Source organism: Bacillus sp. es.036, assembly GCF_002563635.1.
In the GTDB taxonomy this organism is placed as follows: domain Bacteria; phylum Bacillota; class Bacilli; order Bacillales; family Guptibacillaceae; genus Guptibacillus.
This window is the reverse complement of the sequence record NZ_PDIZ01000003.1, coordinates 520,401-532,680: the sequence shown is the minus strand read 5'-3', so window position 1 is coordinate 532,680 and position 12,280 is coordinate 520,401. Positions and strand designations below refer to the sequence as shown.

Here is a 12,280-nt window from a genome sequence, read left to right as displayed (position 1 = left end):
ATTAATTATACACAGCTTAAAGGAGGATATAACCATGAAGGAATATACAGTAGCACCAAATAAAGATGTTACAGGTTGGTACGTTAAAATTGAGGACGTTGCTCCAACGGATCTTTACGATATGCGTTCAACTGCTATTGAAAAGGCGGAAGAACTTGCGAAAGGTGATTCCCCAAGTCGCCTACTAATTCTTAATGATCAGCACGAAGTTGAAGAAGAACGAACATTTTAATACATAAAACATCCCTTCGCAGAAGCGAAGGGATGTTTTATGCAAAGTTTTAGACCTTCATTAGCCATTGCTTAGTAAAAGACAAAAGAACGAAGGGAAATCCCTTCGTTCTTTTTCTTACCGATTTCTCAATTGTTATCGCTCTTCTTACCGCCCTTTTTACCTATTTCTTCGTAAAATTCCTTATCTTGATTTTTGGACGTTTGTTCTCCGCCTTTTTGGCCTATTTCCTGATAAAACTCTTTATCGTGCTCTCTAGCTGTTTTCTTACCGCCTTTTTCACCTATTTCTTCAAAGAACTCTTTGTCATGTTCACGAGCCGTTTTGTTGCCACCTTTTTCGCCTATTTCTTGATAGAACTCTTGATCATGTTCCTTAGCTGTCTTTTCTCCACCTTTTTGTCCAATATCTTGATAAAAATCTTTGTTATGTTCTCTAGATGTTTTGTTTCCGCCTTTACGCCCTGCTTCTTCTCTACTCATGTTGTCATTACTGTTATTACTATTGTTAGCCATTTTTGAAACCTCCTCTAGTAATTTTGATAACCTTTGCTACACTAGTTCTATTCCACGCTATCCAATTGATAAACGACAAAATGGATTCTTTTTACATTTTTGATTCCTTCTTACTAAAAATAGGGAAATTGCTATACATAAAAAACGCCCCCGTACTGGGGACGTTTGTCTTTAAGAATAGTAAACATGTATTGGTTTTTCATATTTCTTGGAAAGCTTTTCAAGAGATTTTTTTACGTTAATCAAATCATCTTTGTCAATTCCACAACCAATTTTTATTTTGAATCCCTTTTCTTCAAATGGCTTTAATTCTTTAATCATATGTTCAAACGATTTTAACCACGCAGGGTAATTTGTTTGGAGACCAGCAGGTTTATACTGACCATAGAGATTTGCAATGATACGTTTATTATCTCGACTTAAAGCAAATGAACATTTCCCCAACTTCTTTTTTGGTGAAAATGGAAAGTCCTCATCTGCTTTCGCTGCTTCAGGATAAGTTTCTTTTACTGATTTTGCAATTCCAACGTCCATCGCATTAAAACAGTCACATTGATGCGCAATCACAGTACAGTCACTTTTAAGAAGGTTGCCTTTTTCTAAACGAATCATACATGCACTCTCCTTTTTTGAGAACCCTTTTGTATGATTATAATGAAAATTCTATTAATTTCAATAGGAATATTTTACTTCCTTCAGCATATTATGATAAGTTTCGCGTTTTGGACTCTCTTTCACATAGGTAACTGCCTGGAAAATTCGTTTGCAATTATTATTGCGAAATATTTGCTGCATTGGTTTATTCTCAATGCCTGTACTGCCGATATAATAAGTAGCCCCTTTTTCTTGCAATAATGCTAATCCAAGTTGATGTAAAGGCGTTCCAAGTCCTTTACCACGCCATTCTGGTAAAATGCCCATATAAAACAGTCTTCCCTCTTCATTTGTACCAGGTTCAATAATAGGAATCACTATGCCTAATGGCTTGTCATCCCAATAGACACTAAAACAGCTTGTTTTGTACTGCTTTCCAATCTCCTGCTTCATCGCCTCATATTGAACGCGAATAGAATGCTTAGAAGGTGAATTGAGCGATCCCTTCGAACATAACTCCCACATCGAAAGAAAATCCTCAATTATCGCCTCTCCGACCTGTTCATACGTAATACTACGATTATAATTCGCAACCATTTTTTCCAATTGAAATTTTTTATAGTATTCGATCGTTGTAGACTGTAAAAAATAATATTTTTTTTCTAACAGCTGACTTCCTTTTGTAAAAAAACGATCCAGCGTAATTGAAACTTGGTTTACTTCATTGGATTTTAACGCAATATCCAATCGATCCAACAATGATTCAATGACCTCTTCTTCTTTCAATTTTTCAATTCCCTCTAACGAAAGATAGAAAGGTCGGCCATCAAGTAATTTCACACCTGCTTTGAGTTCACTCTCTTTCAATGAAAATGACATTTTTACCCCTGATTGTTTTGCATATATACTTCTTCATAAGGCTGAACGACCACAAAACCGTCTCCTTCGAATCTCATTTGAACAGACTCACCGCTCCCTCTTCCAAAAAAAGACTTTAAGGAAAGATCTGTTTGAAAATCCGGCTGCAATTGGCCAGACCAGGCTACAGTTGCATTTGGATCGGTAATGACTGGTTTCCCTGGTGAAACTCGAATTGTAAGAGGTTCATAATGACTTGTAATTGCGACCATTCCTGGGCCCTGACAGGTAACATTAAATAATCCACCAGCCATCATTCCTGTTATCCGTTTCATCATTTTGATATCCCACTGGATCCCATCTTCAAATGCAAGAAGATCATTCCCATTTACACTGATTGATTCTCCGTTTTGCAAATGAAGAATGGATATCTTCTTCCCTGCATCGGCAAGATAAAGCTTCCCACTTCCTTCTGCCTTCATCAAAGAAGCGCCTTCACCTGTGAGTGCTTTTTTGAACATTTTCCCTAGACCGTGTTCAAGAATTCCTTCTCTTTCGAACTTAATTTGACCATTGTAAGTAATCATTGCGCCCGCTTTTGCCCAAACTCTTCCTGATAAGTTCACTTCTAGCATACGTTGTGTTTCTAGTTCAAAAAAGCCTTCTCCCTTATCCTTTTGTTCTGTAGACTTTACAAATTCTTCGATCGAATAACGATTCATTTTTCATCTCTCCTTCCAGTAATTGATTACGTTTCAAATTATACAAACGTTTCAATTTTCTGCAAAATGTTTTCATAACAATTTGTTTGCGTATAGCATGTTAAGGGTAAGAGAATATTAACTAATGGTCTTAAATAGGAGGTTATGAAATGGTTATTGTCTACATTAGCATCGGCATTGTTGTTCTTTCTATTATTTATTTAGGATACATAGCAGTTAAGAATATGAAAGAAACAAAAAAATCATTAACGGATTTATCAGAAACAGCAGCTAGGTTTCAAGAAAAAGTTGATCAAATTAATGAGGAAACAACTAAGCTAACGACAACGGCAGCATCAATTTCTGAAGGAATTCAGACTAAGAAAGAGACCGTTCAAAGCGTTATTCAAACAGCTAAATCCTCACCAGAACCCTTTAAAAATCTTGTGTCTTCCATTAAGAATACGCCCAATCCGCAGCGTGAAACAAGAGATTCACAATTAGTTGAAGTAGGTGATCAGCTTATTGATTTATGGGGTAGATACCGCGTGAAGCGTAAATCCAAACACGCTGAGTAAGGGCTATGCCCTTACTTTTTTTGTTCAAATTCAAACGAGGTGGGCTACATTATGAAACAAGCAAGACAAATACTATTCTTTCTTCTTATGTCAACATCCCTTTCAATTATTCTGTTCACTTCTTTAGAGCCTATCTTTAAATGGGGAGCAGGCTTTCTTTATGCCGCTATTTTACTATCTATTTTATACGTTCTATTACTCGAGGGAAGGTCTCCTTATAAATCGCTATTATGGATCTACGTATTGATCTTCTTTCCTATTGTCGGATATGTTTTCTTTTTATTTTCTGGTCAACTGGAAGTAAAAGGGCATTTATTTAAAGAAAAACGAACCAATGGACTGGAGTTTTTTCAGAAGTATGTTAATTTTCCTGCTTCAGAGAAATGGCACGATCTAAGTGAGCGAAATCAAAACTTTTCGAATCTCATTGCTACAATGGTCGCAAGTCCCATTAGTATGCGATCTTCCACGAAACTTTTACTAAATGGGAGAGAAACGTTTACCGCCATTAAAGAAGAAATTGAAAAGGCTGAAACGTATATACACATGGAATATTACACGTTCCGATCAGATGAGCTTGGACTTTCAATCATTGATTTACTTATCAAAAAAGCGAAGCAAGGTGTTGAAGTTCGTGTCCTATATGATTCAATTGGGAGTCACAACCTTTCCCGAGCTTCGAAAACAGCACTAAGGGACGTTGGTGCAAGTGTTCAACAATTTCTACCAATTAAATACGGGTTCGTGAATCAAACCGTTAATTTCCGAAACCATCGTAAAATCATTGTCATTGATGGGAAAGCCGGGTTTGTAGGTGGACTAAATATCGGTGATGAGTATGCTGGAGATATGAATTCAATGCCCTTCTGGCGTGACACTCACCTCCTTGTTAAGGGAGAGGTCCTTTCTGCTCTTCATGGCGTTTTCCTAATGGACTGGTCGTATATGTCTGGAGAAGAATTGCTATCAAGAAAGTACCTTGATACTTATGATGTTGAAGGAGATGGAGGAGCACAGCTGGTTGCAAGTGGACCTGATACGAAAAGAGGCGCTATGTCTGATTTGTATTTCAGCTTAATCACTTCAGCTAGAAAGCGAGTCTGGATTGCAACTCCTTACTTTGTTCCGAATAAAGCCATTCGAACTGCACTAGCCATGGCTTCTATGAGAGGCATCGAAGTTAGACTCATTGTTCCTGAAATAAGTGACGGTTTTCTCACTCAATATGGAACAAGGTCTTACTTTTCAGAGCTTCTTGATTATGGGGTCGAAATTTATATGTATCAAAAAGGATTTTTGCATCAAAAAATTATGATTGTCGATGATGATCTTGCTACAATCGGTACGGCTAATATGGATATGCGCTCTCTAAATTTAAATTTTGAAGTAAACATGTTCTTATTTCAATCAAGTACAATTCATGACTTGATTGAAGCCTATCAAAATGACCTAACCGATTCAGTAAGGGTAACAAAAGATTCTTACAGTAAACGCGGACTTAAACACCGCACAAAAGAATCTTTCGCAAGACTGTTTTCTCCAGTTTTGTAATTTAAATTTAAGGATGAGACGTTCTCTCATCCTTAAGTTCATCTAAGCTTTGTACCATTCTTTTGTTAGGATTGAGTACATAATCAAATCCATATACACTCCTCCTGTATACACATAATCCCTCAAAACACCTTCTTCACGAAATCCTAGATTTTTCACAAGCTTTCTCGAAGAATCGTTATTTGGGTGAATTAATGCTCCAATTCGGTGAATATTCAGTTGTTGAAAGGCGAACGGAATCATGGCTGAAAGTGCTTCAGACATATATCCTTTGCCTTCTTTTTCTTGATTTAATTCATATCCCATTTCTATGCGATTCACCCGTTTTGCCCAGTTATGAAACCCACAGGTCCCAATTAATTCTCCAGTCTCTTTTAACTCAATTCCAAAACGGATAGCCTGTTTTTTTTCAAATCCTTGTTTGAAACTCATTAACATTCCTTCTATTTCTTCAATCCCTGTCATTTTTTCGCTACCATAGTACCTCATTGTGTGCGGATTTGAAAATATAGATAGGAGAACAGGAGCATCTGATTCTCTTAATTCTCTTAATCGTAGTCGCTTTGTTGATAACTCTGGGAATTTTTCCAATTCACTCACTCCTATTGAATCTCATTTTCATACTTTTCAATCACTCATCCTTATGAAAAAATGCTTAAAGAATGGATAACCATTCTTTAAGCAAACAGGGGGTAAAACATCTTTAAAAAGGGGTCTCTCTTATAACGACTAAGTCGCCATAAAAGTTTCAATATTCTACAAATGATTTCCAACAAACCTTTTGAATGTTAAAATCGATCATAGTATTCCTTACTCAAATTACGAGGAGTGGCGACAATAATGAAAAGTATATATCTCGTCAGACACTGCCAGGCGACTGGCCAGGAACCAAGTGCTTCATTAACAAAAGAAGGACGTAACCAGGCTACAAAGCTAGCTCAAACTCTTGGATCTATCTCGTTTGATAAATTGTATAGTTCTCCTTTTAGACGTGCCGTCCAGTCGATAGAGCCACTTGCACTTCAATTAGATAAAGCGATTACCTTGGATGATCGACTAGAGGAAAGAAAGTTATCTGGAAACCCAATTGACAATTGGCTAGAAGAATTAGAGAAAACTTTCAGAGACCTTTCTTATACCGTTCCAGGTGGCGAATCAAGTCAGGAAGCTACGTCAAGAGGCATTGCTGCGATAAGTGAGGCTATTCACCACACAAAAGAATATGCCGTCCTGATGACTCATGGAAACCTGTTAACCTTAATGCTACATCACTTCGATCCAACGTACGATTTCAAGGCTTGGAAAGCTCTTAGAAATCCTGAAATTTACTGTCTACATTTTCAAAATGGTGAAATAGACTCTATTGAAAATGTAACATTAATAGAGGATACACCCTAATGGCTGGACGCTATTCTCGCTTTCATTGCTGTGCTACATGTATTCATTTCGAAGTTGTAAAAAGTGCAAGAACAACTTATCGCTGTGGAAGACTGGGGTTTGAAACGAAGCCTACTTATCAGTTTAATTGCTGGGAACCAAAAGAGATTGTAAAAAAGAGAATGGAAAAAGAAAACATTTCGAGGGCTGATAATAACCTATAAATAAGCTGTAATAGAACACTTCATATCGTTCAGCATATGCCTTGAATCTTTCTCTTCTTGAATGTCTTCTAGCTAGAAGACATTCAAGAAGAGGTACATGACATAGCCATCTCTTCCTTCCATTTATTAATTAGCTCTTGAGGTACATCCCAACTAATCCACGAAACCATAATTTTCACATCTTGATTTTCGACAATCCAATATTCATATCTTTTCTCAGAGAAATTCTCAATGATGCCCGTCCGGTCTAACCTCATCTATTGATCCTCCTTTAGTTGACTTTACTTCCTGTATACCCTAAAAACAGTGTACTTAATTCTCTTTTGCTCTTCTCCACATTCATTATATGTATGAAACATCGCCATATCTTCACATACTATCCTTAATCTTTCTATTTGGAGGCAAAGGGGATATGGAGCATAATAAGTTTAAGCGAATCCAATCAAGCTTCTGGTTTATCCCAACATTCTATGGGGTAGGGGCGTTTCTTGCTGCCATTTTAACTCTGGTTATTGATCGTACAGTTATTCAAGGGCAGCCTGTTTTTCTTCCCTATTTTTTCTTTGCCACCTATGACACAAGTGTCACGATCTTAAGCACGCTCGTTTCCTCTATGTTAACAATGACTACCATTACGTTTTCAACCATAATGGTTGTTCTTACAACGTACCTATCTAACTTCTCACCAAGAACCCTACAAAATTTCATTACAGATCGCATTACAAAAAGAGTACTTGGTATTTTCGTTGGAGGCATTATTTATTTTATTATACTTCTTCTTTTAATTGAACAAAGCAGTCAAGATGATGTGGTCTATCTCTCACCCGTTTTCGCCGTTATCTATGCCATTGTCTGTGTAGCTTATTTTGTATTCTTCATCCATCACGTTTCAAATTGGATTCTTGTCGGCAATTTAATTCACCACATTACAATGAACACATTGACCACAATTGATCGTACTTTTCTAGACTTTGAAGAGGCTAATCAGGGTAACCTTGCTTCGTGGGACTCCTGGGAATTAGATGAGATTAAGATGAAAAAATCGATTTCAATCCGCTCAACAAAATCAGGGTATTTACAAAATATCGATTTACCTGATTTAATTTCAACTGCTACAAAACTTGATTTTATCATTCGACTTGAACGTGATATTGGAGAGTATGTTGATGAAGGAACAGTCATTTTTTCCTACTGGTCTTCTTCAGATCAGAATCCCAATCAACAGGTTCTACTTAACACACTCTCTCTTGGAACAGAACGAACGACCGATCAAGATATTGAATATGGCATCCAAAAGCTTGTTGAAATAGCCTTAAGAGCAATTTCACCTGGAATTAATGACCCAAACACAGCCATTAACTGCATTAACCGATTAGGAAGAGTATTATCACGCCTTGGGCAAAAACACATCCCTCATCCTCTCTACCATGATGCCAAAAAGAACTTAAGGGTGATTACAAGGCCAATCACATATGATACGTACCTTTATAAAAGCTTCTATCAGATCAGACATTATGCGAAGGAAGATGTATCCGTTCTAGGATCGATTCTACACTCGTTAGTGTTAGCTGCTGATGGAAACAAACACGATACGCACGAAACCATCTGGGAGTTTGGGCAATTCGTTATTAGAGGATTTGATCCTAAAGTTCTCGATAAGTTTGATCATCGCTATATTAATGAAAAACTTGAAAGACTAGCGAAGGCGACAGGTTTTCAAGATGCTTATCAGCCGATATCACACAAATAGCTTCCATTTTCGCAATAAGAAAAACGGTCTCAGTTTCCGAGACCGTTTTTTCATTTTACTTGATCAAGCCATCCTTCCATGTCTTTTAACGTCAACGGACCTACTCGTTTCTGCCGAATAACTCCTTCACGATCAATCATGAATGACGTTGGCATTGAAATAACTTGATAAAGATTCTCCCCAACTTTGCCTTCTCGATCCATAAGAATCGGGAATGTTAAGTTATGTGATTCCACAAATTTGGGAATGGCTTCCTTATTGGGTTCAAACTTAGTGAAATTCACGGATAATACCGCTACTTCTTCCCCATATTCATCTGAAAATTGTTGAATATCAGGCATTTCTTCTTCACATGGTGGACACCAGGTTGCCCAGAAGTTCAAGAAAACAGGTTGTCCTTCATAATCTGAAAGGCCGACTTCTTTGCCTTCCATCGTCTCAAGGGTAAAATCTGCCGCCTGATCACCAACCTCAGTACCAACACTTGGATCAGCAATCACAGTATTATAGATACCCCATCCAAGTGCAACCGCAAGAACAATCAACACAAACTTCTTAATCATTTTCATTCTGGCTTTTTTATTCATCCGTTACTCCAATGAAAAGCGATCATCACGAATAAAAACCTCTTCTCGCTCAACCGCTTCCTGTTTTGAGGCTAGAACTAGACCAAGCGGTGTGTCTGTTTCTTTGTCATTCACGATTGTAAATGATAAAGAAAGCTTGCTTGCTTCCTTAATATATTTTGAAAGCATCGAATAGGATAAGTCCCCATTTAAATAAAGAATTCCATTACGAACCCTTCTCATTTCTTCTTTCACTTCTTTATAAACATTATTTTGCGCAACTTGTCTTTTCGTAAGGGCAATATAAACTCGCTCTCTAAATGTTGATAAGAACAAGGCTTTTTCGGCTGGCTTTAATTCTGGTGTTCCATATATGCCAGCATCAAGTACTTTTTTAATTTCTTCGTTCACGTTTGTCACCTCATCATCATTAATCTAACAATATGAATAAAGCACGATCTCTTACTCTAATTTACTACTCACTATTCATCCTATACTATCTTTCCTTTTTCTTAAAGTGAAGGTTCTGTTACGGTAAGAGCACTTCAAAACAGGATACCCTACAAGTTGTTGATTATTCATACAAAAAAAAGACGCCCCTTAGTCATTGGGAGCGTCCTTTTCGTATTCATTTAACATAATTAGTCGTTCCATCATCGTAGGATGACCATATTTAAAGTATTTTACGATAAATGGCGGATTCACTTCATTTAAGCTGTTTACAGTCAACGTTTGAAAAGACCCAATTGCGGCATCAACATCATGAGTCATTTCGATAGCATACGCATCTGCTTTCATTTCGGCGTTACGAGAAATCGCTAGCTCAACAGGACTAGCAACGAAAGACATAAGTGAAAAAAGCAGGAATAATGCTGGTAAGGATGCAAGATCTGATGCTGAGGTAATTCCCCAGGCATCACCCCATTTTCGAATCATCGCTCCTAGAAGCCTGTATGCGAGATACAATCCCATAAAGCTCGTAACGAGTGCACCAACTAAATTTCCATATAAATGATTCATCACATAATGACCCATTTCATGAGCCATTATAAACAGCACTTCATCATCATCTAGCTTATTCAGAGTGGTATCCCAAAGAACAATTCTTAAATTTGAACCAATACCAGATACATAGGCATTCATTGCGTTTGTTTTCTCTGACATGTTTACTTCAAATACTCGATCAGCTGGAATGTCAGCACTATCCGCCATTGTAAGAATTTCTTCTTCTAGTGCTTTATCTGTTAGGGAAGTAAAATCATTATATAAAGGATCTATGACAACTGGTTGAATGTACATCATAAAGGCAAGGTACGGAACCATTAGCCCCCACGCCAACAGCCACCACTTTTTCTTATAACGGTTCATTAATGCATACAAAACACCGATAACGATGGAAGTTAGCAGAATATCGATCCAAAATGAAATCATTTCATCTTTCATCCACCCAGAGAACGATTGAGTGTTAATGCCGTATTTAACTGAAAGTGATCTCGCCCAATAATGCAGAGGAAATGTGAGCAACCATGTAAACGTCGTAAGTAGAAGCAAATAAAGAGGAACTACAACGACACTTTTTCTAGAAACCCCTTCACTAAATTGCTTAAACAGCTTTGATAAGCCAAATCCAAGAACGGCTAAATAAATTAACCATTCATAGGGGATTGCGATAAAAGATAAAAAACTTCTGTAACGTGAATACTCCTCTGATAGTTCTAACTGCCTGTCTGTCATGAAAGTTGCTGGATCTGCTGCTGTCCCCCGATACGCCTCAGGTACTCCAAAATCCGCCCAATTAAATAAATAGAGCCCCAGAATCAGGGCATAAATAGAGAATCCTAGAATGATCCATGTTATACGTTTCTTCATCTTCATTCTCCTCCCGATACGACCTCTATATAAATAGTACGAGCAAAACATTTTTTTAGAACAGGCCAATCACGGTCTCTCCTATATGTTCTACAAAATCACCATAAACCTTTCAATAGATTTAAAAGGGAAATCTAATCAATCCCCCTCAAAAAAAAGCCGACAGATAATCTGCCGGCTTCCTAACGCATTTATGAACTTTCCACATAGACATTTGTACGATCGTAACTGTGATCAAACCGATTGAGGATACGACATACTGGGCATTCTGCAAGGACATGAAGTTCAACAATTGGTGCCTGACTGCTTTTTGTCGTGATTCCCGTTGCTTCAACCCGATCATTTGCATGAACGTCTTCCTTAGCAATCGGAATAAACCACGTATACTCTGTTTCACACATCCGACATGTTGCTTTTTCTTCAATTTCTGTTGGTTTCATCATTGTCTTTTCCAGCTCCTTTAGCAGAGTATTTCAAAGACTGCGCGAACAAGGGTCCGGAAAACCTCCTTCAAACTGGGAATCCCTTCCTATAAAAAGCAGTTCCCGTTGTCAAAAAAGTTAAACATCTTCTGCACTTCTCTTAACTAGAAAGAAGATCTTCGTCCATTAATTTATAAATAGCATGCCCAACGCCATCATGTTCGTTGCTTTTCGTGACAAACGAAACTTGTTGTTTTATTTTCTCATCGGCATTTCCCATCGCGATGGAATAGGATGCTTTTTTAAACATGGAAATGTCATTATAATTATCTCCAATTGCAGCCGTTTGCTTCATATCTAGGTCATTTTGGGCAACAAACGTCTCAAGAGCTAGGCCCTTTTGTGCATTCTCGTGATTGATTTCTAGGTTTTCTTTACCTGATGAGGTCACAACTGTCTTCTGAACGCTTTCCGCTGAAGACGCCGCTCGTTCCAATCGTTCTTCATCAAAAGAGAAACTAAGGAATTTATAGACATGGAGGCTTTTATCTGCCAACAATTCATCAAAGTTATCAACGGCCTTGAGTGACAAACTCTCAAACTGACGCTTAGCGCCAACATGCAATTCTTCTTCAGTTAAATTAGGATTTGAACTTTTCATCATATCGATGATTAAGTCAATCGTGCCCTCATAGTCATGAGTGAATACACCCTTGTTTGTAAATAGCTGATAATAAATACTTTCATCATCAAGAATTCCTTTTATCGACTGAACTTGCTCATCATCAAGGTAAATGGCGTGTAAAATGTCTCCTTCAATTGAACGAATCTCAGCACCGTTATAGCAAATGATCGGGAGCTCTAGACCAGTACCTTCAAGTGGCTTTTTTGCACCATCATAAGCTCTCCCAGTATTAAGAACTACTGTAATACCTTGACTTTGTGCCTCTCGGATAGCATTTACATTCTCAAAACTAACAGTTTGTTCATTCGTTAACAGCGTCCCATCCATATCAATTGAAATACATCTCATAAGGGCAACA

General features: G+C 37.6%; 17 protein-coding genes. 6 read left to right on the top strand and 11 right to left on the bottom strand.

The genetic code is table 11. The annotated features are described in order from the left end of the window. Window positions 1-34 precede the first annotated feature (34 nt). On the top strand, window positions 35-232 hold the full coding sequence (locus tag ATG70_RS21560; RefSeq protein WP_098446507.1) for a DUF2188 domain-containing protein: 198 nt from the start codon (window positions 35-37) through the stop codon (window positions 230-232). A 128-nt stretch (window positions 233-360) separates the two neighbouring features. On the opposite strand, the gene ATG70_RS21555 is transcribed toward ATG70_RS21560, so the two are convergent. From ATG70_RS21555 to ATG70_RS21540, 4 genes are all read right to left on the bottom strand, one after another. Continuing rightward, the gene (locus tag ATG70_RS21555; protein ID WP_098446506.1) at window positions 361-747 is read right to left on the bottom strand and encodes a KGG domain-containing protein; all 387 of its coding nucleotides are present in this window, start codon (window positions 745-747) and stop codon (window positions 361-363) included. 171 nt (window positions 748-918) lie between these two features. Continuing rightward, window positions 919-1,359 carry a hypothetical protein gene (locus ATG70_RS21550; RefSeq protein ID WP_098446505.1) on the bottom strand — a complete coding sequence of 147 codons (441 nt, stop codon included), beginning with the start codon at window positions 1,357-1,359 and terminating at the stop codon, window positions 919-921. A gap of 60 nt (window positions 1,360-1,419) precedes the next feature. Next, entirely contained in the window at window positions 1,420-2,220 is an 801-nt protein-coding gene (locus tag ATG70_RS21545) for a GNAT family N-acetyltransferase (protein ID WP_098446504.1), read from the bottom strand. A 2-nt stretch (window positions 2,221-2,222) separates the two neighbouring features. Beyond that, the gene (locus tag ATG70_RS21540) at window positions 2,223-2,921 is read right to left on the bottom strand and encodes an AIM24 family protein (RefSeq protein WP_098446503.1); all 699 of its coding nucleotides are present in this window, start codon (window positions 2,919-2,921) and stop codon (window positions 2,223-2,225) included. A gap of 149 nt (window positions 2,922-3,070) precedes the next feature. Between ATG70_RS21540 and ATG70_RS21535 the strand changes: the two genes are divergently transcribed. Beyond that, a complete protein-coding gene (locus ATG70_RS21535; protein ID WP_098446502.1) occupies window positions 3,071-3,478 on the top strand; it encodes a DUF948 domain-containing protein in 408 nt (135 codons plus the stop codon). Between the two features lie 51 nt (window positions 3,479-3,529). Continuing rightward, complete coding sequence (cls, locus tag ATG70_RS21530) at window positions 3,530-5,029, top strand: cardiolipin synthase (protein ID WP_098446501.1); 1,500 nt, start codon at window positions 3,530-3,532, stop codon at window positions 5,027-5,029. Between the two features lie 42 nt (window positions 5,030-5,071). On the opposite strand, the gene ATG70_RS21525 is transcribed toward cls, so the two are convergent. Beyond that, window positions 5,072-5,620, bottom strand: a complete 549-nt coding sequence (locus ATG70_RS21525; protein WP_179886366.1) for a GNAT family N-acetyltransferase — start codon at window positions 5,618-5,620, stop codon at window positions 5,072-5,074. Window positions 5,621-5,869: 249 nt separating this feature from the next. Between ATG70_RS21525 and ATG70_RS21520 the strand changes: the two genes are divergently transcribed. Together ATG70_RS21520 and ATG70_RS22875 are read left to right on the top strand one after the other, a co-directional pair. Further along, window positions 5,870-6,427, top strand: a complete 558-nt coding sequence (locus tag ATG70_RS21520) for a histidine phosphatase family protein (protein WP_098446499.1) — start codon at window positions 5,870-5,872, stop codon at window positions 6,425-6,427. Next, window positions 6,427-6,630, top strand: a complete 204-nt coding sequence (locus tag ATG70_RS22875; protein ID WP_098446498.1) for a hypothetical protein — start codon at window positions 6,427-6,429, stop codon at window positions 6,628-6,630. Before ATG70_RS21520 ends, ATG70_RS22875 begins: the two co-directional genes overlap by 1 nt. Window positions 6,631-6,713: 83 nt before the next feature. Here ATG70_RS22875 and ATG70_RS22650 read toward each other — a convergent pair whose 3' ends face one another. Next, a complete protein-coding gene (locus ATG70_RS22650; RefSeq protein ID WP_179886365.1) occupies window positions 6,714-6,887 on the bottom strand; it encodes a hypothetical protein in 174 nt (57 codons plus the stop codon). Between the two features lie 155 nt (window positions 6,888-7,042). On the opposite strand from ATG70_RS22650, the gene ATG70_RS21510 reads away from it, so the two are divergent. Beyond that, window positions 7,043-8,380, top strand: coding sequence for a DUF2254 domain-containing protein (locus tag ATG70_RS21510; protein ID WP_179886364.1), 1,338 nt, complete (start codon window positions 7,043-7,045; stop codon window positions 8,378-8,380). A 50-nt stretch (window positions 8,381-8,430) separates the two neighbouring features. On the opposite strand, the gene ATG70_RS21505 is transcribed toward ATG70_RS21510, so the two are convergent. The 5 genes from ATG70_RS21505 to ATG70_RS21485 all read right to left on the bottom strand — a co-directional run bounded on the left by ATG70_RS21505 (window position 8,431) and on the right by ATG70_RS21485 (window position 12,270). Continuing rightward, window positions 8,431-8,967, bottom strand: coding sequence for a redoxin domain-containing protein (locus ATG70_RS21505; protein WP_257147828.1), 537 nt, complete (start codon window positions 8,965-8,967; stop codon window positions 8,431-8,433). Window positions 8,968-8,970: 3 nt separating this feature from the next. After that, complete coding sequence (locus tag ATG70_RS21500) at window positions 8,971-9,357, bottom strand: YueI family protein (protein ID WP_179886363.1); 387 nt, start codon at window positions 9,355-9,357, stop codon at window positions 8,971-8,973. A 189-nt stretch (window positions 9,358-9,546) separates the two neighbouring features. After that, on the bottom strand, window positions 9,547-10,815 hold the full coding sequence (locus ATG70_RS21495; RefSeq protein WP_098446495.1) for a M48 family metallopeptidase: 1,269 nt from the start codon (window positions 10,813-10,815) through the stop codon (window positions 9,547-9,549). Window positions 10,816-11,006: 191 nt separating this feature from the next. Continuing rightward, window positions 11,007-11,258: a hypothetical protein gene (locus tag ATG70_RS21490; RefSeq protein WP_098446494.1), complete on the bottom strand. Its 252-nt coding sequence runs from the start codon at window positions 11,256-11,258 to the stop codon at window positions 11,007-11,009. A 139-nt stretch (window positions 11,259-11,397) separates the two neighbouring features. Beyond that, window positions 11,398-12,270, bottom strand: a complete 873-nt coding sequence (locus tag ATG70_RS21485) for a Cof-type HAD-IIB family hydrolase (RefSeq protein WP_098446493.1) — start codon at window positions 12,268-12,270, stop codon at window positions 11,398-11,400. Window positions 12,271-12,280 lie beyond the last annotated feature (10 nt).